The sequence below is a fragment of the Streptomyces sp. NPDC037100 genome (assembly GCF_055606225.1).
This window is the reverse complement of record NZ_JBVJSX010000010.1, coordinates 111,150-136,421: the sequence shown is the minus strand read 5'-3', so window position 1 is coordinate 136,421 and position 25,272 is coordinate 111,150. Positions and strand designations below refer to the sequence as shown.

The 25,272-nt window shown below is 73.3% G+C and carries 21 protein-coding genes; 5 read left to right on the top strand and 16 right to left on the bottom strand.

Translation table 11 applies throughout. The annotated features are described in order from the left end of the window. Positions 1 to 5: 5 nt before the first annotated feature. Positions 6 to 545, bottom strand: a complete 540-nt coding sequence (locus ACZ7EG_RS29275) for an Lrp/AsnC family transcriptional regulator (RefSeq protein ID WP_471085228.1) — start codon at positions 543 to 545, stop codon at positions 6 to 8. A gap of 164 nt (positions 546 to 709) precedes the next feature. On the opposite strand from ACZ7EG_RS29275, the gene ACZ7EG_RS29270 reads away from it, so the two are divergent. Further along, a complete protein-coding gene (locus ACZ7EG_RS29270; RefSeq protein WP_471085225.1) occupies positions 710 to 2,149 on the top strand; it encodes a gamma-aminobutyraldehyde dehydrogenase in 1,440 nt (479 codons plus the stop codon). 60 nt (positions 2,150 to 2,209) lie between these two features. On the opposite strand, the gene ACZ7EG_RS29265 is transcribed toward ACZ7EG_RS29270, so the two are convergent. The 8 genes from ACZ7EG_RS29265 to ACZ7EG_RS29230 form a co-directional block, all read right to left on the bottom strand. Then, the gene (locus ACZ7EG_RS29265; protein ID WP_471085222.1) at positions 2,210 to 3,940 is read right to left on the bottom strand and encodes an NADase-type glycan-binding domain-containing protein; all 1,731 of its coding nucleotides are present in this window, start codon (positions 3,938 to 3,940) and stop codon (positions 2,210 to 2,212) included. Continuing rightward, positions 3,937 to 4,497, bottom strand: coding sequence for a phage tail protein (locus tag ACZ7EG_RS29260; RefSeq protein ID WP_471085219.1), 561 nt, complete (start codon positions 4,495 to 4,497; stop codon positions 3,937 to 3,939). The genes ACZ7EG_RS29265 and ACZ7EG_RS29260 overlap by 4 nt, the downstream gene beginning before the upstream one ends. Positions 4,498 to 4,525: 28 nt before the next feature. After that, positions 4,526 to 6,487 (bottom strand): putative baseplate assembly protein, encoded by a 1,962-nt coding sequence (locus ACZ7EG_RS29255; RefSeq protein ID WP_471085216.1) that lies wholly within the window; start codon positions 6,485 to 6,487, stop codon positions 4,526 to 4,528. After that, positions 6,487 to 6,927 (bottom strand): GPW/gp25 family protein, encoded by a 441-nt coding sequence (locus ACZ7EG_RS29250; RefSeq protein WP_471085213.1) that lies wholly within the window; start codon positions 6,925 to 6,927, stop codon positions 6,487 to 6,489. Before ACZ7EG_RS29250 ends, ACZ7EG_RS29255 begins: the two co-directional genes overlap by 1 nt. A gap of 73 nt (positions 6,928 to 7,000) precedes the next feature. Beyond that, complete coding sequence (locus tag ACZ7EG_RS29245; protein WP_471085210.1) at positions 7,001 to 8,908, bottom strand: VgrG-related protein; 1,908 nt, start codon at positions 8,906 to 8,908, stop codon at positions 7,001 to 7,003. Further along, a complete protein-coding gene (locus ACZ7EG_RS29240; RefSeq protein ID WP_471085207.1) occupies positions 8,908 to 9,633 on the bottom strand; it encodes a CIS tube protein in 726 nt (241 codons plus the stop codon). Before ACZ7EG_RS29240 ends, ACZ7EG_RS29245 begins: the two co-directional genes overlap by 1 nt. Positions 9,634 to 9,677: 44 nt before the next feature. Next, on the bottom strand, positions 9,678 to 10,100 hold the full coding sequence (locus ACZ7EG_RS29235) for a phage tail protein (RefSeq protein WP_190053470.1): 423 nt from the start codon (positions 10,098 to 10,100) through the stop codon (positions 9,678 to 9,680). 73 nt (positions 10,101 to 10,173) lie between these two features. Beyond that, entirely contained in the window at positions 10,174 to 10,974 is an 801-nt protein-coding gene (locus ACZ7EG_RS29230) for a hypothetical protein (protein WP_471085204.1), read from the bottom strand. 313 nt (positions 10,975 to 11,287) lie between these two features. On the opposite strand from ACZ7EG_RS29230, the gene ACZ7EG_RS29225 reads away from it, so the two are divergent. Then, positions 11,288 to 11,467: a hypothetical protein gene (locus ACZ7EG_RS29225; protein ID WP_471085201.1), complete on the top strand. Its 180-nt coding sequence runs from the start codon at positions 11,288 to 11,290 to the stop codon at positions 11,465 to 11,467. Between the two features lie 2,714 nt (positions 11,468 to 14,181). Here the strand turns inward: ACZ7EG_RS29225 and ACZ7EG_RS29220 are convergent. The 4 genes from ACZ7EG_RS29220 to ACZ7EG_RS29205 all read right to left on the bottom strand — a co-directional run bounded on the left by ACZ7EG_RS29220 (position 14,182) and on the right by ACZ7EG_RS29205 (position 16,936). Next, entirely contained in the window at positions 14,182 to 14,340 is a 159-nt protein-coding gene (locus tag ACZ7EG_RS29220; RefSeq protein WP_352096950.1) for a DUF6760 family protein, read from the bottom strand. After that, positions 14,337 to 14,831, bottom strand: a complete 495-nt coding sequence (locus ACZ7EG_RS29215) for a hypothetical protein (RefSeq protein WP_471085198.1) — start codon at positions 14,829 to 14,831, stop codon at positions 14,337 to 14,339. Before ACZ7EG_RS29215 ends, ACZ7EG_RS29220 begins: the two co-directional genes overlap by 4 nt. Beyond that, positions 14,831 to 15,274 (bottom strand): phage tail protein, encoded by a 444-nt coding sequence (locus tag ACZ7EG_RS29210; RefSeq protein ID WP_142159014.1) that lies wholly within the window; start codon positions 15,272 to 15,274, stop codon positions 14,831 to 14,833. Before ACZ7EG_RS29210 ends, ACZ7EG_RS29215 begins: the two co-directional genes overlap by 1 nt. Positions 15,275 to 15,346: 72 nt before the next feature. Further along, the gene (locus ACZ7EG_RS29205; protein ID WP_471085195.1) at positions 15,347 to 16,936 is read right to left on the bottom strand and encodes a phage tail sheath family protein; all 1,590 of its coding nucleotides are present in this window, start codon (positions 16,934 to 16,936) and stop codon (positions 15,347 to 15,349) included. A 231-nt stretch (positions 16,937 to 17,167) separates the two neighbouring features. Between ACZ7EG_RS29205 and ACZ7EG_RS29200 the strand changes: the two genes are divergently transcribed. Next, on the top strand, positions 17,168 to 18,823 hold the full coding sequence (locus tag ACZ7EG_RS29200; RefSeq protein ID WP_471085192.1) for an eCIS core domain-containing protein: 1,656 nt from the start codon (positions 17,168 to 17,170) through the stop codon (positions 18,821 to 18,823). A gap of 86 nt (positions 18,824 to 18,909) precedes the next feature. Then, positions 18,910 to 20,334, top strand: coding sequence for an RICIN domain-containing protein (locus ACZ7EG_RS29195; protein WP_471085189.1), 1,425 nt, complete (start codon positions 18,910 to 18,912; stop codon positions 20,332 to 20,334). An 11-nt stretch (positions 20,335 to 20,345) separates the two neighbouring features. Here the strand turns inward: ACZ7EG_RS29195 and ACZ7EG_RS29190 are convergent, their stop codons facing one another. The 3 genes from ACZ7EG_RS29190 to ACZ7EG_RS29180 all read right to left on the bottom strand — a co-directional run bounded on the left by ACZ7EG_RS29190 (position 20,346) and on the right by ACZ7EG_RS29180 (position 23,843). Then, positions 20,346 to 22,331 carry an ATP-binding protein gene (locus ACZ7EG_RS29190; protein ID WP_471085186.1) on the bottom strand — a complete coding sequence of 662 codons (1,986 nt, stop codon included), beginning with the start codon at positions 22,329 to 22,331 and terminating at the stop codon, positions 20,346 to 20,348. Next, a complete protein-coding gene (locus tag ACZ7EG_RS29185) occupies positions 22,328 to 23,017 on the bottom strand; it encodes a Pvc16 family protein (RefSeq protein ID WP_471085183.1) in 690 nt (229 codons plus the stop codon). The genes ACZ7EG_RS29190 and ACZ7EG_RS29185 overlap by 4 nt, the downstream gene beginning before the upstream one ends. Before the next feature lie 157 nt (positions 23,018 to 23,174). Beyond that, positions 23,175 to 23,843 carry a helix-turn-helix transcriptional regulator gene (locus ACZ7EG_RS29180; RefSeq protein ID WP_471085180.1) on the bottom strand — a complete coding sequence of 223 codons (669 nt, stop codon included), beginning with the start codon at positions 23,841 to 23,843 and terminating at the stop codon, positions 23,175 to 23,177. Between the two features lie 291 nt (positions 23,844 to 24,134). On the opposite strand from ACZ7EG_RS29180, the gene ACZ7EG_RS29175 reads away from it, so the two are divergent. Next, positions 24,135 to 25,272, top strand: a 1,138-nt coding sequence (locus ACZ7EG_RS29175) for an ATP-binding protein (RefSeq protein WP_471085177.1), incomplete at its 3' end; no start/stop codon positions are given.

The following is a 25,272-nucleotide window of genomic DNA, read 5'->3' as shown; positions in this document are numbered from 1 at the left end:
CACGGTTATCGGGTTCCCCACATGTAGGTCTGCTTCTTGAGCTTGAGGTAGACGAAGCTCTCGGTGGAGCGCACTCCGGGCACCGCCCGGATGCGTTTGTTGATGACCTCCAGAAGGTGGTCGTCGTCCTCGCAGACGATCTCCACCATCAGGTCGAAGGAGCCTGCGGTCATCACCACGTACTCGCATTCGGACATGGCCGACAGCGCGTCCGCGACCGCCTCCACGTCGCCCTCGACGTTGACGCCGACCATCGCCTGTCTGCGGAAGCCCACGGTGAGCGGGTCCGTGACGGCGACGATCTGCATCACGCCCTGGTCGAGCAGCTTCTGGACGCGCTGGCGCACGGCCGCCTCCGAAAGGCCCACGGCCTTGCCGATGGCGGCGTACGGCCGGCGGCCGTCCTCCTGGAGCTGCTCGATGATGGCGAGGGAGACGGGGTCCAGCTGCGGCGAGCTGCCGTTCCTGGACTCGCGGGAGGGCTCGCGGGACTCCCGCGAGCCCTTCTGGTCTGCGCTTCGACTGGCCACGAGGTCACTGTGCACGAGGTCTCGACACTTCCGCAAGCCTGGATCGATGAAATTCGTTGTTTGAGTCCCCTGCTCCTGCGGATTCCGCACGCTCGAAGGGAGCAGGGGTGTTGAAAACGTGGGTCGGCCGACTAGGGTGGGTGTCTCAAGTACTGGACATCCGAACTGGAGGGCCGGCAGTGAGCACCGAGCTTCGTCGTCTGCGCAACTACATCGGCGGTGAGTTCCGGGACGCCGCCGACGGACGGACCACCGAGGTGGTCAATCCCGCGACGGGTGAGGCGTACGCGACCGCTCCGCTGTCCGGGCAGGCGGACGTGGACGCGGCGATGGCGGCGGCCGCCGCGGCCTTCCCCGGCTGGCGCGACACCACGCCCGCCGAGCGGCAGAAGGCCCTGCTGAAGATCGCGGACGCCTTCGAGGAGCGCGCCGAGGAGCTGATCGCGGCCGAGGTGGAGAACACGGGCAAGCCCGTCGGGCTGACCCGCTCCGAGGAGATCCCGCCGATGGTCGACCAGATCCGCTTCTTCGCGGGCGCGGCGCGGATGCTCGAGGGCCGCTCGGCCGGTGAGTACATGGAGGGCCTCACCTCCATCGTGCGCCGTGAGCCGGTCGGCGTCTGCGCGCAGGTGGCGCCGTGGAACTATCCGATGATGATGGCCGTGTGGAAGTTCGCCCCGGCGATCGCGGCGGGCAACACCGTCGTGCTGAAGCCGTCCGACACCACCCCGGCCTCGACGGTCCTCATCGCCGAGATCATCGGCTCGATCGTCCCCAAGGGCGTCTTCAACGTCATCTGCGGCGACCGCGAGACCGGCCGCATGATGGTCGAGCACGAGACCCCTGCGATGGCCTCCATCACCGGCTCCGTGCGCGCCGGCATCCAGGTCGCCGAGTCCGCCTCCAAGGACGTCAAGCGCGTCCACCTGGAGCTGGGCGGCAAGGCCCCGGTCGTGGTCTTCGAGGACACCGACATCGCCAAGGCCGTCGAGGGCATCTCGGTCGCGGGCTACTTCAACGCCGGCCAGGACTGCACGGCCGCGACCCGCGTGCTCGTGCACGAGTCCATCCACGACGAGTTCGTCTCCGCGCTGGCGAAGGCCGCCTCCGAGACGAAGACCGGACAGCCGGACGACGAGGACGTGCTGTTCGGCCCGCTCAACAACCCCAACCAGCTCAAGCAGGTCGAGGGCTTCATCGACCGCCTGCCCGCGCACGCGCGCGTGGAGGCCGGTGGCAAGCGGGTCGGCGACAAGGGCTACTTCTACGCGCCGACCGTCGTCTCGGGCCTGAAGCAGTCCGACGAGATCATCCAGAACGAGGTCTTCGGCCCGGTCATCACCGTGCAGTCCTTCTCCGACGAGGAGCAGGCCGTGGAGTGGGCCAACGGCGTCGAGTACGCGCTGGCCTCCTCCGTGTGGACCAAGGACCACGGCCGTGCCATGCGGATGTCCAAGAAGCTCGACTTCGGCTGCGTGTGGATCAACACGCACATTCCGCTGGCCGCCGAGATGCCGCACGGCGGCTTCAAGAAGTCCGGCTACGGCAAGGACCTCTCGGGCTACGGCTTCGACGACTACACGCGCATCAAGCACGTGATGACGTCGCTGGACGCGTGAGCCGGCAGGACACGAACGAGCGGCCCCGGACGGCAGGATCCGTCCGGGGCCGCCGTGTGCTCAGGTGTTGTTCGCGCTGGACGGGCCGAAGAACTCGACCTCCGCGATGGCGACCTGCTTCTTCGCCGAGGTGCCGTAGGCGGAGTCGATGGTGAAGCGGACGGCGGTGACCTCCCCGACGCGGAAGGCGCGCCGCTGCGGACCCGCGCCCTGGTCGAGGGTCAGCCGACGGGTCGTGGTCCTGCCGTCGGAGCCGGTGACGGTGGCGGTGAGCCGGTGCGGCAGTGCCGACTTCGATAGCTCGTCGGCGCGGGTGGACATGCCCGGCGTGATGATCAGGTCCAGCAGCCGGGTGGGCTCGTCGAAGCGGGCCTCGATGTACTGGCCCTGACCCGACTCGGACACGCCCGGGCCCCACCAGCTGTCGTTGATCTTGTCGAAGGCCAGGTCAGGCTTGTGGCCGGGATAGGAGCGCGAGGCGCTGTAGCGGTCCGGGGAGACCGGGGCGCGCTTGGCGAAGTGGTCGCGGGTGGCCTGAATGCCCTGCGGGATGTTGACCGCCAGCGCGATCAGCAGGGCCAGGACGATCGCGATGCCCAGCCAGGACAGGACGCGGTCGAAGGTGCGGCGCAGCCGGGGGCGGTCGCCCGCCCAGGGTGTTTCCCGGCTGCCGAACGGGCCGAGCCGCCGCCACCAGGGGAGCCGGGCCGGGGTGGGGCCGTCACCGGCCATGGGCATCGCACACCGCGCGCAGAAGTGCCGCTCGGGGCGGTTGCGCGTGGCACACCAGGGGCAGGGCGCGCCGCCGTCGACGCCGTGCTCCTCGCCGGGGGCCCGGACGGACTCGGGACGCTGGGGGGTGGGGCGGCCGGGCAGGACCGGGGCGACGGAGGGTTCGGCGGCGGGGCGGGGTTCGGGTTCGTCGACCGGTATGAGCAGGCGCCGGGCCCGGGTGTCGATGCCCTGGGTGGTGGAGGGGACCGGCTCTTGAGTGGCCGGGGGGACGGGTCGGGTGGGGGCGGTGTCGTCCGGGGCCGGATGTGCCGTGGCGTTGGGGCGCGGCGTGTCGTCGGTGGGTGTCCCGTGGTGGTCCGCGGGGTGTGCGGCGGCGGGGCCGGGCTGCGGGCTCCGTGCGGCTGGGGCGGTTTCGGCTTCGCCGGGGGCCCAGCCGTCGACGGGCGGGGCGGAGGTGTCCCCCGCGGCGCCCGGCGTTGCACCGGCCTGCCCCGTACGGTCCCGGGCCGCACGGGGCAGGCCCGTACCGCCGTCCGGGCGGGAGAAGGCGTCCCAGCCGGAGCGGGCGTCGGCGGACGCGGCCGCGGTGGGTGGGGGCGGTGTGGCGGATCCCGTGCCGGCGGCACGGGGGGCGGGGCCGGGGTGGCCGGGGCCGGTCCTGCCGGAGGCGTTGCCGGGGTTGCCGGGAGCGGTGGCACCGAAAGCACCCTCGGAGTTGCCGGTCGAGGTGCTGCGGGGTGCAGCGTCGGGGCTGCCGGTTTCCGTGCCACGTGGGGCATGGGAAGGGCTGCCGGTTCCCGTGTGACGTGGGGCGCTGGAAGGGGTGCCGGTTTCCGTGTCACGTGGGGCATGGGAAGGGGTGCCGGTTCCCGTGTGACGCGGGGCGCTGGAAGGGCTGCCGGTGTCCGCGTCACGGCGGGCAGTGGAGGAGCTGCCGGTTCCGGTGGCGCGGGCGGCGCCCTCCGTCCAGCTCAGTACGGACCCGCACGCGTCGCAGAACGACTGGCCCGGTTGCGCGCGGGTGCCGCAGTCGGCGCAGTTCTGGGGGGTCGTCATGGGTGCGGGGTCCTCTCGGGAGTTGCGGTCACCTGGACGGTGTAGGGCATGTGGGCGGGCCGGGCGGCGGACACGAGGGTGTCCAGACGGTGCCGGTCCGCCGGGGTCGGGGCGGTCAGGCGCAGATGGACGTGGAGGCGGGGGCGCGGGTCGCCGGGGAACGGTCCCAGCGGGCGGGCGTTCCACGACGCGCCGCCGCTCTCCGTGATCTCGGGCTCCACGCCGAACGCCAGCCGGACAGCCTCGGACAGCCCGCGCCGGGTGCCGCGGATGCGGTGCAGATACGCGGCGGCGGCCACGGCGGCCCGCAACAGCGGCTCGGGTTCGTCGCCCTCGGTCTCCGCACCCACCCAACCCCCCAGCCACTGCGTGAAGTCGAGCGGTGCGAGGGACGGGCGGAAGTAGGTGTCGAGACAGTCCAGCACGCTCAGGATCGGGGCGAGAACGTCGTCGAGCCCGCCCACGAAGCGCTGGGCCAGGTCGTCGTCGGCGAAGACGGCCGGCAGCATCACGCCGATCGGCGCGGAGGATCCGAGGCCGTCGACGGAGCCCCTCATACGCTGCTCGCCTTCAGGAACGGGCTCATCACGATCCGTCTCCGATCACCCGGACGCGATGGTCGAAGGAGAACACCAGCGACGGCGCCGACAGGTCGATCCGGTCCGTCGGCTCACCGCGTTTGCCGGTGAGCGGGTCGGCGGGGTGCAGGATCACCTCGTCCACCAGCTCGACCCCCGGCACGCGCTGCAGCACCGCGAACACCTCCCCGGCCTGGACGGGCCGCCCGAACGGCCAGCCCCTGCCGTCGGCACCGCCGGTCAGTGGATCGAGGTGCCGGTACAGGGCGTCGTGCGCCTGCCGGCGCACCCGGTCGGTGTCGACACCCCGGAACGCGTGCACCGTGGCCACGACCGTGACGCCCTGGTAGTACGGCGGGCCCACCGCCAACCGGGTGCCGATCAGGCGCCGTTCGTCCAGGTATCGGGTGATGCGGTCCAACAGGTCGTCCCCGGGCACCAGTTGCTCGAAGCGCAGCCGGCCGCCCGGGTCCGGCACGGCCTGCGGCACCACCAGCACCCGTACCGCGTAGGCGCCGTGCTCACCCTCCTTGCCCTCGAGGCAGGTGATGCGCGCGGTCTCCGGGGCGGCGCGGCGGGCCAGCTCCTCGTAATCGCGCAGGGTCACCGCCCGCTCCTGGGCGCGCAGCGTGATCGGGGCCCGGACCTTCGCCTCCTCGACCGTCTCCCCGTCCACACCGCCGCGCGCGGCCTCGCGGTTGACGACCTCGGAGACGTACGGGATGGAGGTGCGCAGGATCCGCACGGCGCCGCGCGCCACGTTGCCCGCACGGCCACCGCCCGTGCGGTAGCGGCGGGCCCGGACGGGGGAGCCCTTGGGGGCGACCGCCCCGTACTGCCGCAGCGAGCCGTCGGGTTCGCGCACGGCCGGGCCGAAGGCGATCTCGCCGGTCGTGGCGTCGAGCGTGATGTGCCGGTCCTCGGGCCCGGAGGACGCGAAGTCCGGTACGACCCGCCAGTCCGCCCAGCCGTCGTGCTCGGCGGTCTGCAGCAGCACCGGCGGGTCGTCCCCGACGACCGGCGCGTGCGCGAGCCGCAGCCGTTGCCCCGGCAGCCCGGTGGACTCGCCGAGTGCCTCGTCGTGAACGGTCTCCGCGTGCACGGCCCCGGTGGTGCCGCCGATCGTGAACGCCTCGGCGGCCCGCACGGTGGGCGAGGTGGTGTAGAAGGGCTGGCCCGGCAGGGGTTCGGTGACCCGGCAGCGCAGCCAGCCCGCCTCCTGGCCGGCGTTGCGGGACAGCACGTGGCCGCCGGGGACGTGCAGGACGACCTCGCCGGGCCGGTTGAGACCGCCGGTGCCGTCCCGTTCCACCTCACAGGCCTGCCAGCCGTCCGCGGTCCACGCCTCCCACACCAGCGGCGGCTGGCGCGGGTCCACGCCGACGCCGTCCACCCGGCTGTCCAGGTCCAGGGCGACCGCGCAGTGCGGCACCGCCGCCGTCAGACCGAGCAGCATGGCGTCACCGGGGCCGGGCGACTCAGCGAAGCACAGCAGGTCCTTGTCCTCCTCGGCGAGGTCGTGCGTCCGGTCGGCCACCGGCTCGCCCCGGTGCTGCACCAGCAGGTGGCGCAACGCGCAGGGCACCACGGTCAGTTCGCGCTCGGTCGCGAAGACGACGGCCTCCTCGCTCTCGGTGCGCAGCGTGGCGACCTCCGTGCCGACCGGCACCCGCACCGGTTCCTCCTGCGGCGCCGACAGCCAGAACGTCATGTCGGTGCGGGCCGCGGACGGCGGGAACAGGGTGATCCCCACGAGGTCCAGGAACGCCAGATGGTTCTTCTCCGGCACCCGGTTCAGCCGGTAGACGAGCTGGTCGGCCATGTGGGCCACCGTCTCGACGAGGGTGACGCCGGGGTCGGAGACGTTGTGGTCGGTCCACTCCGGGGCGCGCTGCTGGATGTAGCGCTTGGCGTCGTCGACGAACTGCTGGAAACGGCGGTCGTCGAGGTTGGGGGAGGGCAGGGCCATCAGCGGTCGCTTTCGGGGGCGGTGCCCGTGCCGGGGGCGTCGGGCTCCTCGTGGGACGGAATGACGTAGAACGGGAAGACCAGGCTGCGCGGGTTGTTGGTGCCGCGGATCGAGTAGCGGACGTCGATGTAGAGGACGCTCTGGTCTCCGCCGGCGGTGACCTCGACGTCGTCGACCTCGATGCGCGGCTCCCAGCGGTCCAGGCTGACGTACACCTCGTGCTGGATGCGGCCCGCGGTCTGCTCGTTGACCGGCGCGAACACCAGGTCGTGGATCGCGCAGCCGAAGTCCGGCCGCATCGGGCGCTCGCCCGGCGCGGTCGACAGCACCAGCCGGATCGCCTCCTCGACCTCCCGCTCCCCGCTGACGAGGGCGATCCCGCCGGTCGGCCCGATGCGCAGCGGGAACGACCAGCCGGAGCCGACGAACTGCTCGGCCATCAGAAGCACATCCTGTCTTTCCTCGTCGGTCCTGGTTTGCCGGAGCCGGAGCCGGAGCCGGAGCCGGTGCCGGTCACGGGATCGGCATCGGGACGGGAATGGTGGTGACCCCGAACGTCTTCGAACCGATCAGCGTGCTCGGCGACTTGATCGTCGTGTTGACGAGCGAGTTGATCTGCACGGTGGCCTTGCCGGTGAGGCTGGCGATGCCGGTGGCGTCCAGGCTCAGGGCCCCGGCCGCGTTCACCGCGATCGCGCCCGCGGCCCGCATGTTGACCACGCCGCCGCCCTGGATGGTGAGCGGTCCGCCGCTCTTGATGCTCAGACTGCGCCGGGCACTCAGCGAGAGATCGCCGCCCGCCTCGACCGACACCGAGCGGCTGCCCTTGATCGTCACCGAGCCCTTGCTGTCCACGACGATCTCGGTCTTCGTCCGGTCCAGGTTGATGGTCAGCTGCTTGTCACCGGAGACCAGCCGGACGCCCTGCTTGCGCAGGCCCGTCTTCTGGCTGAGCAGGTCCATCCGGTTGCCGTCCCGGTCGGAGACGGTGTGCCGGCTCGCCTTCTTGCGGACCGTGTCGTGCAGCGGCACGTCACCGACGGCGGTCGGCTTGTCCCGCCCGTTGTAGAGCCCGCCGATCACGAACGGATGGTCCAGGGCACCCCGGTCGAACGCCACCAGCACCTCGTCGTTGACGTCCATCGGGAACACCCCGCCGCCGCCCAGACCGCCCCACTGCACGGTCCGCGTCCAGTCGCTCACGTACGTGTCGTCCAGCCACGGGAACTGCAACCGCACCCGCCCCTGCTTGAGCGGGTCGTTGACGTCGGTGACGAGGGCGTTGGCCACGCCGGGCAGCCGGGGCGCGGCGGGCGTCCCGCCCGAGGCCAGCCCGTACAGCGAGCGCCACTGCCGTCCGCTGACCGTCACCCACGCCTCGTAGTGCCTGCCGTCGCCGAAGTCGTGCCGCACCGAGGTGACGGTGTACTTGCCCTCGAAGGGCACGCCGACGTCCGCCAGCGCCACCGGAACTCCCGGGCGCAGCTTGGGGTTTCCGCGTGCGACGACCTCCAGCTCGGCGAACGAGCCGGTGACGTCGTCGGCGAGGGCGTCGGCGGCGAACTTCACCTCGCTCTGCTTGTCGTAGGGCGTGCCCGTCTCCACCAGCGTCGTGGCCTTGAACTTCCCGGCCGCGGCGCCCGGGGTGGTGCCGATGCTGATGCCGGGGTTGCCGGTCGCGGGCGCGGTGGCGGTCAGCTTCTTCTTCGTGGTCACGTCCCAGCCGCGCGACTCGACCTTGGCCACCTGGTCGGCGGCGGTGACGGCGGCCCGCAGGCGCAGGATGTCGTGCCCGCCCTGGAGGACGAACGGGCTCTTGTCGCCGTCGGTGTTCGGGGAGGGCGCGCCGGAGGCCGACTTGGGCTTCACGAACCGGAACCTGCCGTCCGCGTCCACCGACATGACCATCTCGTTCTCGTCGGCGAGCCGCGCGAGGAAGTCCCAGTCGGTGACGTTGGACTGGCTGATGAACTCGTACACCGTCTTCGTCGGCTCGATCCGCCCGATCGGCACGCCGTCCTGGCCGGCGAGCTTGCGGGCGATGTCCGACGCACTCTGGTTGCGGTACGCCGCCACCCGGCGCCGGCGCAGCAGGCGGTGCCCGGCGTCGTAGCCGCGGACGACGGTGTAGCTGCCGGTGCCGTCGTAGTCGGCCTCCAGGCCGGTGACCTCGCCGGTCAGCAGCGGATCGCCGGCGCCCTCGCCGTCGGCCACCGGCGTGAACACCACCTCGGTGCCGAAGGTGATGCCCAGCTTGCCCAGCAGCAGCCGGTACGGGTCGCGGAACGTCAGCCGGAACGCGGCCGGGACGCCGACCCCCTGGTCGACGTGGCTCTCCACCAGGTCCGGGAGGAACTCGGGCGGCAGCGGGGCCCCGCCGATCTTCACGTCGACGACGCTGACGAAAGCGGACTGCACCATCAGGAACGCACCTCCTCGGCGGCCGGCAGCACGAGTTCGATCCCGGTCGGCAGCCGCGAGGGGTCGTCGATGCCGTTGGCCTCGGCGATGGAACGCCAGGCGGCCGCGTTGCCGTACTCCCGCCAGGCCAGGGACTGCAGGGAATCGCCCGCCACGACCCGGTGCACACGCTGCGCGGTGAGCGCGCCGGAGGTCGGGTTCTGCCCCTTCGTCTTCATCGGGATCTCGTGCAGCTGCACCCGGCACGTGGCGCGGATGGGCACGCCCGTCGTCGAGAACAGCGTGTAGTCGGCCGACACGGAGCTCACGTACGCCGTGAACCGGGCCGTCGAGAACGACCCCCACTGGAAGACGACCCACGGTGGGGACGGCTGTTTGGCGGCGATGCTCTTGGTCGTCACCTCGCAGCAGGCGAGCAGTGAGTCGACCTTCTTCATCACGGAGTTGCTGGTCGGCTCGTCCGAGGAGTCCAGGAAGATCTCGACGGCCATCTCGCGCGGTTCCGCCCCCATGAACTCCGGCAGCGGCCCGACCCGTTCGGTCTGCGCGGGGGTCGCCTTCCACTGGGCGCGGCGGCTCAGCGACAGCTGCGCCGGGTTGAAGTCGAAGTCGAACGTCTTGATGATCCCGCCGGGCGTCCTGCTCTTGCCCTTCGGCGGCTCGTGAATGGCGAGCGTGGCGCGGATGAGGCTCTTGCCCGCGCCCCTCTTGCTGCCCTTGGCCATGGTGTCCGGTCCTCCCCTCGGTCCGTTCTGTTCCGTCCGTCCGCTCAGTCCGTGAATCCGTGGTGGGTGATCTCCAGCACCTCGGTCGCCACGGCCGGGTTGGCCGGGTCGAGGGAGGGTCCGGTCCAGCTCACCGGCAGCACGTCGATGAGGCCCCACCGGGCGACCTCGGAACCGTCGGCGCGCAGTGCCGCGATCTGGGCGGTGGGCCGCTTGATGCCCGTCTGCAGCGACGAGATCCACTTGGCGACCTTCGTGGTGTCCGGGGTGAGCGGCCGGGTCAGCCGGATCGTCGAGAACGACACACGGGTGGGCAGTTGCCAGACGAAGCCGTTGTTGCCGCCCTCCTGGCGCTGCTCGATCTCCACCTGCGAGGACAGCCCTTCGCATCCGTTGAAGTAGCCGAGGCTCTCGCCGTCGATGCTGAGGGTGAACCAGATGGTGGAGCCCGGATCCTGGCGGGACATCGCGGGTGGGCCTTTCTGTCGTTCCCGGTCGTTCGTTTCCGGGGTGGGGCTGGGTGCGGCCGGGTGGCGCCGGTCAGTGGCGGGGGTCGCGGAGCCGGCCGATGCGTTCGCGGTCCAGGCGCAGTTCCGCGCGGATCAGGCGGGTGATGCGGCCGATGATGCGGTGCACGAGTTCGTCCAGCTGGAAATCGGTCAGCTCTCGTGGGTCGAAGGCGCCGGCGGGGACTTCCGCGTACGCCGGCGGGGGCTGTCCGGCCGGGGCTGTGCTGGGGGGTGGAGGCTGCGACGGGCCGTTGGGGGATGGCGGGGCCTGGTTGGTGAGGCTGGTGGCGACCGTGGCCGCGGCGGCCGCGGCGAGGGCTCCGGTGGCCGAGGGGGGCGTGGCGTCGGGCGCCGTCTTGGGCTTCTTGCGGAAGAGGTGCTGGACGACGGGGAGGGGTGGTTGGGGGGCCGGGGCGGTCGCGGGGCTGGTCGGCTGGGGGGCCGGTGTGCGTGGTGCGGAGGGCAGCGGCGGCGGGGGTGTCGGGTGCGGTGTGTTGCGGGAGGGCGCTGCGGGGAGGCCGCTCGGAACGGGCGGTGGCGTGGTGTGGGTGAGCGGGGTGGGTACGGGGGCGCCCACGGGGGAGCGGCGGGGGACGGGCGAGGGGGCGTGGGGGGTGCGCGAGGGCGAGGGGGGTGTGGCGAGGCCGGCCGGGGACGGCGGAGTTGCGGGGGCGGGCCGTGCGGTGAGAGGGGCGCCGAGGCCGAGGCGAGGAGGGCGGGGGGTGGTGGTTCGCTGGACGGGGGGTGTGGCGGTGAGGGGTGAGGGCTTCACGGGCTGGGCGGGTTTCACGGGCTGGGCGGGCTGGGTGGGTTCCGCAGGCTTGGTTGTCACCCGGTGGGGGGTGGTGGCCCCGCTGGGTGCCGGGTGGGGGCCGGGCATGGCCCGTGCGGGGCTGGGGGCCCGGGTGTGGTCGACGGGCGGGTTTGTGACGGCGTGAGGGTTGGGGGCCCGGGTGTGGTCGACGGGCGGGTTCGTGACGGCGTCAGGGTCGGGTGCGGGGGAGAGGGTGGGGGGCGTCGTTCGCTGTACCTCTACGACCGGCGTCGAGTGAGCGGGGTGGCGTGTGGCCCGGGCGGGTGTGGAGGGGGAGGCGGATGCCGTGGGAGCGGGGTGGCCGTCGCCGGGTGCTGGTGTGGAGGCGGCGGTGGAGGGCGTGCTCGGGGGGCGGGGCACCGGGGTGGTGCTGATCGATGTCGCGGGGCTGCGGGGGCCGGGGGCGGCGGGGGTGCCCCGGGTGTGTGACGCCGGGGTGGTGCCGGTCGCAGTCGTACGGTCCCTGTCGGCTGGTGCCCGTACGGGCGTGGGCGTCGTGGAGTCGGTGTGAGAGGCCTTGACCGCACGGGCCGCAGGGGTGTCGGGCCGGGGGGTGGGCCTGGGCGTCGTGGGGCCGCCGGAGGCGGGGACGGGCGCCGTACCGCTGCTGGTGGCCGGGGGCCGTGGCGACGGGCCGGAGCCGGCCGTGAGGCGCTGGACGGCGGGGGCCGGTTCACCGGAGGCGTCGGCCGATGTGCGGGCTTCCCTTGTGGGAGGTGTCGGGGTACTCGCGGGTTTGCCGGGGACGGGGCGTCGCGGCTCGGCAGGGGCGGAGGACGTGGCGGGGCGGGAGGGCGGCTGGGCGGTCCCCGCCGTGGGGCGGTGCGGCCCGGTCGGGGGCGGGGGTGTGGCGGGGTCGGAGAGGGGCTGGGTTTCTGGCGCGGGGCGGCGCGGCCCGACTGGGGCTGAGGGCGTGGTGGGACCGGGGAGTGGCTGCGCGGGCGCTCCGGTAGCGGGTCGGCCGTGGTGTGGGGTGGTGCCGGGTCCCGGGGCGGTCGCCATGGGGCCAGGGGCGGCAGCGGAGGACGGCATCCCGCCATGCCCGGGTGTGCTGCGCTCCTGGTCGTGCGCCGCATCCCGCCGCACCACCGGGGTGTGCTGTACCGGGACGCCACCGGAGTGGGGCACCGGAGTACTGGGCCGCGCTGCGGAGTTGCCCGTGGGCGAGGGCAACGGCCGCCGCTGCACCGGGACGTCATGGGGGCCGGGCGCGCCGGAGGGTGCTGCAGGGAGGGGGACGCGCTGCACCGGGGTCCGAGAGGAACTCGGTGCAGCGGGCATGCCGGACCCTGCCGCCGAGCCACTGTCGGGACGCGCGGGCGTGGGCCGCACCGGGGCGGCACGGGAACCGGGTGGTGCGCCGGGAGATCCCGCCGGGGCACCGGGCCCTGCTGCCGCAGTGCTGCCGGGCACCCGCACCGCCCTCTGGACCGGCACGCCCTCGGTCGCACCCGTGTTGCTCGACCCTGGTACGGGGTCGACGGGTCGGCTGCCCAGCGCCGGCGGCTCGGGTGCGGCCGGCACCGCAGGGGTGGGAACGTGCGCTCGACCGCTGTCGGTCGCCGTCGGAGCCGCACCCGCCGTGCTGCCCCGGGGGGACCTGGCAGCTCCTGGTGCGGTCGGCAGTGTCCGCCGCTGTACGGGAGCCGCTGCGGTCGACGTCCTCGTCAACGACCCGGTCGTGGACGGCTGGTTCGTCGGCACGGGGGTCACCCGGAGGCCGGACGCGGAGGGCGCGGAGGCAGTCGCTTCGGCTGCCCGCAGGCTTGCGGCCGAGTCGGCGGACCCGGCACGCGGCGACGCCGAGCGGGCTCCCCGCGCTGCGGCGGGAGCCTCAGGAGCCGAGCCGCCTGTCGTCGGGCCCGGGCGCCCGGGCGGGACGGCGGGGGTGCGTTGTGCAATGGCGGTGGGTCCGGCCGCGGGTGTCGAAGTGGCAGTCCCCGCCTCCTGCCCGGGGTGTGCGGCAGGGGAGCGCGGCACAGCCGTAGCGGCTCGGTGTGCTGTGGCGGGAGTGGTCCTGCCTGAGGGCGCCGAAGGGGCGGGTCCCGTCACGGGCCCGGGGTGCCCGGGACGTGCCGCGGGGGTGCGCTGCGCCGTCACGGGGGAGGGCCCGGCCGCGTGTGTCGAGCCACCCGACCCGTGGCCCGGGCGTGTGGGACCGGCAGGAGAGGAGCGCGGAGCGGCCGATGGCCTGCCGGTCGGGGCCGGTGCGGGGGCCACCCCGGGCACCGGGGTACCGCCGCTGCCGGAGCGAGGGCCCGGGGGCCTCACCGCACTCCCCGCGCGCGGAGACGGGCTCGCCGACGCGGCCGGCACGCCACTGCGCACCCGCTGCACGACAGGCCCGTTCCCGGCGCCCCGGAAAGCACCCGGTACCCCGTCCACCACTGCACCCGATCCCCCCGCCCTGGATCTACCGGCCACCGCAGGACCGCTGGTAGCTCCAGGACCACCGGCGACCTCAGAGCTTCCGGCCACCCGCGGACCTCCGGCGACCCCCGGGCTACCGGCCACCCGCGGACCTCCGGCGACCCCCGAGCTTCCGGCCACCCGCGGACCTCCGGCGACCTCAGACCTACCGGCCGCCTCAGGCCCCTTCGGCGGAAGTGCCCGCAACGGCACCGCTGGTGGCCGCTGCGCCACCGGCTCCGGCCCGGCCAACGGCAGCGCCCCCGGGCGGCGTTCCAGGCCGGACACCGGCCTGCCCGCCGTCGGGCGAGGAACGTCACCGAGTACAGCGCTCGACTGCCCGTCCAGGACGGCGTGGGACGCCATGCCCATGAACGACGGGTTCTGCCACGTGGGCAACCGCCCGCCGAATCGCGCGTCCGCGACCCCGGGCCGCTGCCCCGGGGGCGACGCCAGCTGGATCGGCGGCAGCCCCGGCCAGGAGGCGGCCACCACGGGGCGGGCACCCGCCCGTGCGTCTACACCCGGTACGCCCGTACCGGCGTCAACCCGCCCGTCCGTGCCTGCCCCGACCGACCCGCCTGCCCCGACCGACGGGCCCGGACCGACCGACCCGCCCGAACCTCCCGACCCGCCCGGACCGGCGTCGGACCGCGCCTCCGCCCCCGCGCCACCGTCGAGCGGCACCGCGCGTGCAGCCACGTCGCCGTCGCCGTCGCGGTCGCCGGAACCGGAGCCGGATCCCAAGGCGGGGCCGGGGCCTGATGCAGCAGCCCCGTTCCCCCGCCTCCGCCGACGCCCCAGAAACCCCACCCCTCAGCCCTCCGCCCCGGCACGCGTCACCAGGGACGCGATCTCGTTGGTGAACCGGCGGCGGTCGTGGTGTTCCAGGTCCAGGATGTCGTCCATGCTCCAGTGGAAGTGGTAGGCCACGTACGCGATCTCCTCGTGCAGCCGGTCGGTCGCGTACGTCACGATTCCCCCAGGCGGCTCCCGCCGAGTTCCACCTCGAAGTGCTCCGTGCAGTGCGGGCACCGCACGGCCGCGCGGGTGTGCCCCTCCGCGTTGATCTGGCGGTAGAAGTCCTGCAGGAAAGCCAGGTCGGAGGCGAAAATGTTCTCCACGATCCCGTCGTGGACCATCGGCAGCGTGCCGAGCCGGGTGATGACCCGGCCCAGCAGGACCACCGACAGGTACGCCGGGTTCTCCTGGACGCGGACGTCCCGCAGCGGGACCAGTTCGTCCCGAGCCGTCGACAGGCGCATCACGCCGTCCCGGTGCACGGTGCCCGAGTCGTCGACGTAGCCGCGCGGCAGCTGGAAGGGGAACTCGGTGCGCAGGTGGTCCTGCGGGAGGAGCGGGGCCTGCTCGGGGGTGGCGAGGTCCTGGGCCGGCTCGGGCCCGGGCTCCGCACTCCCCGGTGCCTCCGGCGCGGCCCCGCCCGCCCTCGCAGCCGTACGCCGCATTATTCGATGACCAGTTCTTCGAACACGATGGTGACGGTCTCCGTGAGGGCGGCCGCCTCGCCGGCCTTCACCGTGCTCGTGTCGATCTTGCTGCACCAGGCGTTGCGCAGGTTGTACCGCTTCACCGGGTTGTCCTCGAAGTCCATCATGATGATCGAGGCGTTCTTGCGGGCCGTCGCCATCCGGCCGGCGATGGAGTCGTTGATCCACTGCGTGAACGACGCCGACTGGGTCATGCCCCGTACGACGGTGCACTGCCCGTTCTTCTGCACGCCCGGCAGCAGGGCCACCTCGGACCTGCCCTGCGCGGTGTTCTGCTGGTAGGTGATGACGTCCTGTTCGAGGGTGAGGCCGCTGACCTCGGCCAGGTACTCGACCATCACACCGTCGATCTGCAGGCCGAAGTTGTGTGAGGTGAGGGCGTCGCCCGGCTGGAGACTCATGTGTGGGATGTCCTTGTGACAGAGATCGTGAGGGGGGGTACGAGAGGGCGAGGGGCGGGGGCCGGGGGCGGGCTACTCCTCCAGCTCCCCGTTGCCGCTGGAGAACTGGGCCAGCCGGAAGATCACGAACTCGGCGGGCTTGACCGGGGAGATGCCGATCTCGCAGACGACCCGGCCGACGTCGACCGACTCGGGCGGGTTGGTCTCCTCGTCGCACTTGACGTAGTACGCCTCCTCGGGCCGCTGTCCGAAGAGCGCTCCGCTGCGCCACTCGTTGACCAGGAACGCCGAGATGTTGCGGCGGATCCGGGCCCACAGGTTGTGGTCGTTCGGCTCGAACACCACCCACTGGGTGCCGATCAGGATCGACTCCTCCAGGTAGTTGAAGTACCGGCGGATGTTGAGGTAGCGCCAGGCCGGGTCGGAGGAGAGGGTGCGGGCGCCCCAGACGCGGATGCCGCGGCCGGGGAAGGCGCGGATGCAGTTGACGCCGATCGGGTTGAGCAGGTCCTGCTCGCCGCGGGTGATCTGGGTCTCCAGGTCCACCGCACCCCGTACGACCTCGTTGGCGGGCGCCTTGTGCACCCCGCGCTCGGCGTCGCTGCGGGCCCAGATGCCGGCCACGTGGCCGCTCGGCGGGACCAGCCGGGCCTGGCCGGTGGCCGGGTCGAAGGTCTTGATCCAGGGGTAGTACAGGGCCGCGTACTTGGAGTCGTACCCGGCGGTCTCCTGCCGCCAGACGCGGATCTGGCGGGCGTTGAGCCCCGGCGGCGGGTCGATGACGGCGACCCGGTCGCCCATCAGCTCGCAGTGCGCGATCAGCCCGAGCTGGACCGCCTTGACGGCCTCCAGGTCGATCGCGCCGCGCTGATAGGCGGCCATCAGGTCAGGCACCGCCACCATGGAGATCTCGTCGACGGCCTCCAGACCGCCGAAGCCCGTCCGGTCGGCGGAGTCACCGAGGTACTGGGCCGGGCCCGGCTGCGCGCTGCCGGCCGACTCGGCGGGGGCGGCGGCGGGCGCGGGAGCCGGTGCCGCCAGGGCCACCGTCTGGTTGTCCGGGCGGGCCAGCTGCGCGGCCGGGGCGGCCTCGGCGACGGCGATGAGCTTGGAGCGCTCCTTGACCTGCGTGACGACGTAGTTGCGGCCGCCCTTCTTGGCGGTCACGTCGAACGTCTCGACGGGCTTGCCGTCGTCCTTGACGATCAGCCGGAACCGCTCGGCGGGGCCCTCGCCCTCGGGGTCGGCGACCTCGACGCTCAACTTCCCCTGCGCCACGGCGGTGACGGTGAACGTGCCGAGCTGCTTCGGCTCGCCCGCGGGCAGTGCGGCCGGGGCGTCCGAGCGACCGGTGACGGCCGCGGGGCCCTGACCGGCGTCGACCGGAGCACCCTCGGGGGAGCCGCCCACGCGGACGACGTACGCGGCGGAACCGCCGTTGTTGAAGAAGCCGTAGACGGAGTGCGCGAGGTAGTACCCGTCGGTGAACTCACCGAAGGCCGCCACGTACTGCGTCCAGTTGGTCACCAGCGTCGGCTCGTTCAGGGGACCGGTCGGCGCGAGCCCCACGAAGGCCGCCACCGACGTCCCCACCCCCTCGATCGGGCGTGAGCCGCTGGCCACCTCCTCGACGTAGACGCCGGGCGACAGGTAGGACGGCATGCTCTGCTCTCCTCGGGGTACGAGACACGAACACCTCCCACCCTCGCGCGCGCCCGACCGCGGATGAAACGTCCTCCGGTGCCGGAGCGGGGGCAATGCCGTTGCCCGCGAGGGCAGCCCGGCGACACCCCCGGCCCGCTTTGCCCCCATGTCTGCCCTCCCGGCCCTCCCGTGCCGCGGCGACGGCCGGTACAGCTGACGGGTCAGCCGTCGATCATCGAGGGGAACGCCGTGCACGCACACGGAACACGGGGCGGGCGGGCCGCTGACCGGGACGACCGCCGTGCGGACGCACCCGGCGCGCCGGCCCACCGCATGCTGGCCCTGCAGCGCATGGCCGGCAACGCGGCCGTCACCCGCGCCGTGGAGGAGGAGCGCCACGAGCACGACGGAAACTGCGGGCACACCCCCTCCGTGCAGCGCCGGGCCCTGGTGCACGACGTGCTGAACAGCCCGGGGCAGGGCATGGACGCCGGGCTGCGGACCGAGATGGAGGCCCGGTTCGGCGGGGCCGACTTCAGCGGCGTCCGCGTGCACAAGGGCCCCCTCGCCCAGGAGTCGGCGGCGGAACTGGGCGCGAAGGCGTACACCTCCGGCGCCCACATCGTCGAGGGCGCGCCCCTGACCAAGGAGGACTGGGCGCACGAACTCACCCACTACCAGGACCAGATGACCGGCCCCGTCCCCGGTACGGACAACGGCGCCGGGGTGCGGGTCTCCGAGGAGAACGACTCGGGTGAACGGCACGCCGTGGAGAACGCCCGGCGGGTGATGAACGGGCCGGTGCCCGCCGTGCAGCGGACCCCGGAGGCGGGCACGGGCCCCGGTGGGCCGGGGCCGGCGGCGCAAGGGGCGCAGGAGACGGCCGGACAGCCACCTGTCCCGGCCGCCACCGGCGGCCCGCGCGAGGGGACGGTGCAGCGGACCGTGTGGACGTTCGACCAGGGCTCCAGCGTCCAGGACGAGCGCGGACGGCCCCACTACCGCTGGCGCAGCGAGGACGCCCCCGGCGCCCTCAAGTCCTCCGGCGACCTGGGCCTCGACCCCGAGCGCAAGCCCCGGCCGGGCGACCTCTACGACGACGAGACCGAACAGCTCCACAGCAGCGACAACGTCGAGTTCTCCACCAAGGGCCGGATCCCGGAGCGGGAGCTCGCCCTCGTCACCACCCGGACCAGGCGCGCGGTCGCCGAGGCCAAACACCGCATCGCCACGGCCCTGCACCTGCTGAAGGCGGCCGGCGAAACCCCCGGTGGCCCGCTGCTGACCGCTCTCCAGTCGGGCTTCCCCCTGTTCCGGAGCGTGCCGGCCCAGCAGCTCGGGGCGTTCCTGCCGCACATCACCGAGGTCGTCCAGCGCATCCAGGCCGGTCTGAACGCGCAGGGCGCGCAGATCGCCCTGGTCGGCAGCGGAGTCCCCGGCGTGCCGGGCAACGCCACCGCCTGGGTCGACGGGAACCTGTCCGAGAACCTGGCGGGTCTGTTCAACCTCGGCCATCAGAAGACCAGTGAGGAACTGCCGCCGACGATGGAGCGCTCCGGCCCCCTCCATCTGCTGGAACGCGGCCAGAACGCCTGGTACATCGTCCACGAGGCCACCCACCGGTTCGCCGGAACCCTCGACTTCCAGTACAGCCCGTACTTCGAGGAGGTGACGGAGGACGACTTCCTGGCCGCGGCGGACCCGGAGGTGGCGGCCGCGATGGAGCCCACGACGCTCGACCGGCGCAAGGTGCGCGATCCCAAGGAGTTCACCGGCAAGGACGAGCAGACCTTCCGGCCCAAGCAGGCCAACTGGTACGCCCTGGGCCGGCGCGCCCTCATGAACGCCGACTCCTACGCACAGTTCATCCTGACGGCGACCGGGGCGCAGACGCCCCGGACCTGACGGCCCCGCGGCGTGGCCCGTTCGGTCATGTCATCCTGCCCTCACGCTTCCTGACGTGCCGTCGGCACCGGGCTAGCGTCGCGACAGTGAGCCTGTGGACTTCCCTGGAACCCGCGTCCGCGACCGTCGACCCGGGCAGCGTGACGCGCGTCCGGCTGCGCCTGCGCAACACCGGCGACGTCGTCGACGAGTACCGCTTCGAACCGGTCGGGCCCGTCGCCCCCTGGACGACGGTCGAACCGGCGGCCCTGCGCCTCTACCCCGGCACGACCGGGTCGGTGGAGCTGACGTTCGCGCCGCCCCGGACGCCCGACGCCACGGCGGGGCCCAACCCCTACGCGGTGCGCATCACCCCGACCGAACACCCCGAGGCGACGACCGTCCCCGAGGGGAACCTGACCATCACCCCGTTCACGGAGGTGCGGGCGGAACTGGTGCCACCCACCGTCAAGGGACGCCTGCGGGGCCGGCCCCGGCTCGCGGTCGACAACGTGGGCAACACCCGGCTCACCGCGTCCCTCGGCGGCAGCGACAACGGCGACGAACTGTCGTACGACCTCCGCCCGGGCAACGTGCAGATCGAGCCGGGCCGGGCCGCCTTCGTCAAGGCCACGCTCAAGCCGAAGAACATCATCTGGTTCGGCTCGAAGGAGCAGCGGCCCTACACCCTCACGGTGCAGCGCTCGGGCGCCGAACCGCTGCCCGTGGAGGGGACGTTCGTCCAGCGCGGATTCCTGCCGCGCTGGCTGGCGACCTGCTTCGGGATCCTGTTCGCCCTCGCGTTCACCTTCCTCATGCTGTGGATCACCTACAAGCCGGCGGTCGGCACCAAGGCCAATCCCGGCCGGGCCGTGGAGGCGGGCAGCACCCTCGCCCCGTCCCCGACCCCCACCCCGGCCCTCACCTCGGCCCCGCCGCCACCGTCACCGACCCCCCAGCAGCCGGAGGACGGCGACGGTCAGGGCGGTGGAGGAGGAGGCGGCGGAGGAGGCGCGCCCAAGCAGACCAAGAAGCCCCCCAAGCCCGTGGTGCCGGCGGAGAACATCCTGCTGCGCAACCCCACCACCAGGAAGTGCGCGAGCCTGCCGGGCAACGACAAGGGCAAGATCGACGGCCGCGTGCAGCAGTTCGCGTGCAACGAGTCCCCGCAGAGCAACCAGCGGTGGAACCTCGAGGTGAGGTACCCGGACAAGGGGCCGGGCGGCCAGGCGCTCTTCCAGATCCGCAACGTCAAGGACCAGCTCTGCGTGGACCTGCCCGCCTACGGGGCGGCCCCCGTGCGGTCGCCGATCACCGAGTACACCTGTGACGGCACGACCCGCGACAACCAGCTGTGGTGGCTCGACAAGCAGCCGAGCGGCGCCTACTGGATCCGCAACTTCGCCAGCAACAACAAGTGCCTGGACGTGGCCGGTTACAGCACCGGCGGCGACGGCACCAACCTGACCCTCTTCGACTGCTCCAACACCGACGACCAGGAGTGGGACATCGTCGAGCCCTCCGAGGGCTAGGGCCCCGGCCGCTACCAGGTGCCTTCCCCCGGCACCAGACGGCCGGCCTTGCGGTACTCGCGGCGGGCGCCCTCCAGCAGGTCGTCCGCCGTGACGCCGTCACCGCGCCCCGCGGCCAGATACGCGGCGGTCACCACGGCGCTGCGGATGGAACCGCCCGCCAGCTCGAAGTCCTCCGCCAGCGAGCCCAGTTCGACGCTGTCGGCGCCGGGCACGTGCGACAGGCTGTGCCGCCACAGCGCCAGGCGCTGCCCCGGGTCCGGGAACGGGAAGTCGACCACCAGGTCCAGGCGGCGGGTGAACGCCTCGTCGATGTTGGCGCGCAGGTTGGTGGTGAGCAGCGCGATGCCGTCGAAGGACTCCAGCCGCTGGAGCAGATAGGAGCTCTCCAGGTTGGCGTACCGGTCGTGCGCGCCCTTCACCTCGGACCGCTTGCCGAAGACGGCGTCGGCCTCGTCGAAGAGGAGCACCGCGTCGGTACGGTCGGCCTCGGTGAAGATGCGTTCGAGGTTCTTCTCGGTCTCGCCGACGTACTTGTCGACCACGGACGACAGCTGGACGACGTACAGGTCGAGGCCGAGGTCGGCAGCGACCACCTCCGCCGAGAGTGTCTTGCCGGTGCCTGAGTCGCCCGCGAACAGGCCGAGGACACCCCTGCCCCGGCCGCCGCCCGCGCTGAGCCGCCAGTCGCCGAGGACCCGGTCGCGGTGGCGGGCGCGCAGGGAGAGTTCCCGCAGCCGGGCCAAGGGCTCTTCGGGCAGGACGAGGTCCCGCCAGTCGACGGCGGGCCGGATCCGCCGGGCATGCCGCTCCAGGCCGGAGGCGGACTGCCGGCGGGCGGCGAGGCGCAGATGGGCGGGGGAGAGGGGGACGCCCTCGAACGCGGCGAGGTCCCGGGCCGCGCGGGCGGCACGGGTGATGTGGTCACCGGCGAGGCGGTACGGGGCGACGGTTCCGGCCAGGTCGAAGTCCGGTTCCCCGCCGAGGGCGGCCGTCCAGGCGTGCACCGCGCCCGCGTGCCGCGGCGGAGCCTCCAGGACGAGCGGGTCCCTCTCGCACCACCGGGGGTCGTACGGGCGTGTTGCGGTGATCAGCACCGGCACGTCGTCCGCCGCGGCCAACTGCCGGACCATCGGCCCGGGTTCGCCCGGCAGCCCGGTGACGACGACCGCCAGGCCGCTCAGCCGGGCCTCGCGCAGCAGATCGGGGACCCGGTCCTCGGGGCCCGAGAACCGTACGGCCGTCAGACCCGCGTCCCACAGCGCCGTGGTGAGGCCGGGGAGTGCGTCCCCCTCGCGGCGCTCCCGGACGTACGCGGTCAAGGGCGTCCCGGTGGTGAGGCGGGCGGTGAGCAGGCCGGTGAAGCGGGCGGACTCCTCGTCGTCGCCGGGGAGGCTGTGCGGCAGCGGATGGAGGTGCCCGGCGAGTGCCGCGTCTGGGGTGTCGTCCCCGAGGAGATGCGCCACCAGCCGGTCCGGCGCCCGCAACGAGCGGCTGAGGAAGGGCCGTTCCGGCTCCTCGATGGTGAGCAGTCCGAGCGCGGACAGCGGGGCCGTGGGACGCAGCCGGGCCCGCGCCGCGGCCAGGTGGACGGGGACGCCGCACAGGTCGAGGGCGAGGGCCACGGTGGCCCGTCGCCTGCTGACGTCGTCGTTGAGGTAGCCGTACAGCGGCTCGAAACCCCGGTCCAGGTCCGGGGCGAGGGCGATCAGGAGCAGCGCGGTGTCGAGTTCGGTCAGACCGAGCCGGGCGGACAACTCGGCCAGCCGGTCCCCGGGCGGCCCGTCCGGGTCGGGGCAGGTGAGCGGCAACGGCTCGGCCGGGTTCAGCAGATGCCGCACGGCCTCGTCCGACAGGTACAGGCCGCGCAGCGGGTCGCCGGCCGTGGGGTCGCCGGCCGACCGGTGGTCGACCAGCAGGGCGGCCTGGTGCCGCAGCGCGGCGAGGCGGGCGAGGAGGGAGGTGGCGGGGGCCGTCCCGGGAGTCCTGGTGGTCACGTCGACGGTTTCCGTCCCCGTCCCGTGATGCGCCGCGCTCTCCTGCGGGCCTCCTCGGCCGCCGCCACCTGCCGGGGACTGTGTGCGCGTTCCTCCGTGCCGGACGGCGCTCCGTCCAGGGCGCTCATCCGCACCGCCGCGCCCTCGGTGACGGGCGGCCCGGCGTCGTACTCGGGGTAGGCCGGGAAGGGCGCGGTGACCACCAGGTCCAGGGACGGCTTGAGTTCGCCGCCGAGCGCGGACCAGATCTCGGCGAGGGAACGCGACTCGGTCTGGATCCCGGCCACCGACACCGGGATCGTCATGCCCAGCGCGGCCAGTGAACCCGGCAGTTCGGAGGGGGGCAGCAACTCACGCGGGATCAGCGTGGCCAGCACGGCGGACAGCAGCCGGTGTTCGTCCTGGGGCTGCTTCGTCCACGCCGTCACCAGGTACGACAGCCGGAACCAGCGCGGCGGTTGACGGCGCTTGACGACGATGTCCCTCTCGTCCCGGACCGGGAGCTGTCCGCGCTGGCGGCGGTTGACGTCCTCACGGATGTCGTAGAGATAGGCGTTGATCGTGGGCGCGTTGCGGCGGGCGGCCCAGTCGCGGGTCGGGGCGTCGAGGGCGATGTCGATGCCGGAACCGGCGAGCGCGCCACCGCTGAGCAGGCCCTTGAGGACCTCGTCCACCTCGTGGATCACCGCTGCGCTCCCGCTTCCGCCGTGCCGTGCACGTCCCGCGTGTCACCTGCCGCCCTGCTCGATCCTGCCCGGGCGACACCCCGGCCCGCAGGGACGCCGGGGACGGCAGCGGGGCACAAGGCGCTGCCCGTGGGGGCGGATCCGGATGCCCGTTCGGTCAGATGTAGCCTTCCCGGAGGGCATGCGCCACGGCGTGCGCCCGGTTGCGCAGGTGCAGTCGGGTGGTGAGCCCGTGCATCACGTTCTTGACGGTGCGTTCGGAGTAGGACAGCTTGCTGGCGATCTCACCGGTGTCGAACCCCTCGGCCACCAGGCGCAGCACGTCCAGCTCACGCGGTGTCATCCCCGACACCGGAGCGCCGGTACGGCCGGCGGCGCCGCGGTGCAGGGTGCCCACCTGGTTGATGAGCCGGCCGAGCAGGTCGGCGGGCAGGTCGCCGTCGCCGCGGGCGGCCGCCAGCACGGCCTGCACCAGCCGGGTCGCGGTGGCCTCACGCCGCCACACGATGGCACCGACCCCGCACTCGATCACGTCGAGCAGTTCCGTCTCCCGCAGAGCGCCCACCACGAGCACCGCTCGCGCGCCCTCGCTGCGCACGAGCCGGCGCAGCCGGGCCAGCGCCGCGTCGTCGAGCACGTCGTCGATGAGCAGGGCCACCGTGCCGGGACCGGATTCGGTCTCCTCCCGCAGGTCGATCTCCGGGAACCGGCGCAGCTGGCTGACCGCTCCCTCGCGTGAGATCGGGTCCGCGGCGTGCACCGCCACGGGTATCCGGGCCGTCACGTCGGCCGTGCCGGGGCCTGTGGTCCGCGATGAGCTGAGCAACCGATTCCCCTGTGTCCGCGTGCTTGCCACCTCCGTGGGGGCGGTGGCCGATGTGCACTCCTCAGACTTCTGGGACCGGTGGGCCGGGCGCAATCGTGGAGGACCACGAGCAGAACCACGAGATCGGGGAACGGCCGGGACCACGAACGGCCCCTCGCGGGCGCGGTCATGACGCTCCGCCCGGTTGGGCCGGGGCCGGATTCCGCCGCCGTGGTTCTTGTCACGGCACCGCCCCCGCGCACAGGCCGTCCTCGACGGGGGAAGACGCCACGTCCGACCAAGGAGCCAGAAATGCCCGATCCGCAGCCCGAGCAGCCCGAGTCCGGACGGTCACGGCCCCACCCCCGGCCCGGCGAACACCGCGAGGCGGCCGCCCTGCTGGCCGCCGGCATCGCCCGCGCACGGTCCGGCACGGGCGGCCTCGTCCTGCTGCGCGGCGCGACCGGCACCGGCCGGACCAGCGTCCTGGAGGCCGCCGCCGAAGCCGCCGCCGCCCAGGGCATGCGGGTACTGCGTGCCCGCTGCGCACCGGGGTACGCGGCCGGGCCCTTCGCCGCGGTACACCAACTCCTCGACGGGGCCGCCGCGTTCGAAAGACCGGACCCGGACGGTGACGAACGGGAGCACGCCGACCTGCTGTGGCGGACCCTGCACGCGCACGTCGGCGACTCCCCGGTGCTGCTCGCCGTGGACGACGTCCACCTGGCCGACGGACCCTCGTACCGCTGGCTCGTCGAAGCGGCCCGGCACGTCGGCCGATTACCCCTGCCGGTCCTGCTGACCGTCACCGAGCGCAGCCAGTACGACATCGACCCGCCCGCCCCCGGCTTCACCCACACCCTCTCGCCCGCCCTCGTCGACACCCACACCCTGGCCCCGCTCACCGCGGACTCGGCGGCGCGGATGGTGCGTGCCGAGCACCCGGACGCTCCCGCCGAGTGGATCGAGACCTGCGCCAGGGCCGGTGCCGGCAGCCCTCTGCTGCTGCGCGCGCTCCTCGACGATCTCGGAGCCGTGACACCCCGGCCGTCCCCCGCACACGAGCCGGCGGGAAGCGCTCCGACGGACGCGCCGAGCACCCGGAGCCACCTCCCCGCCGACGACGCCCCCACCCCCTACCCGCCCGTCCCCGAGACCTCCGCCGCCCTCTACCCCGGCTCCTACCCGGCTGCCGTGCAGTGGTGGCTGGACAGCGCCGGACCCGCCACGGCCGAGGTCGCCCGGGTGCTCGCCGTGCTCGAGGACGGCGACGACACGGCGGGACCGGCCCGTGGCGGGCTCGGATCGGCCGGTGGTGGGCTCGGATCGGCCGGTGGTGGGCCCGGACTGTCCGGTGGTGGGCTCGGATCGGCCGGTGGTGGGCCCGGACTGTCCGGTGGTGGGCTCGGATCGGCCGGTGGTGGGCCCGGACTGTCCGGTGGTGGGTTCG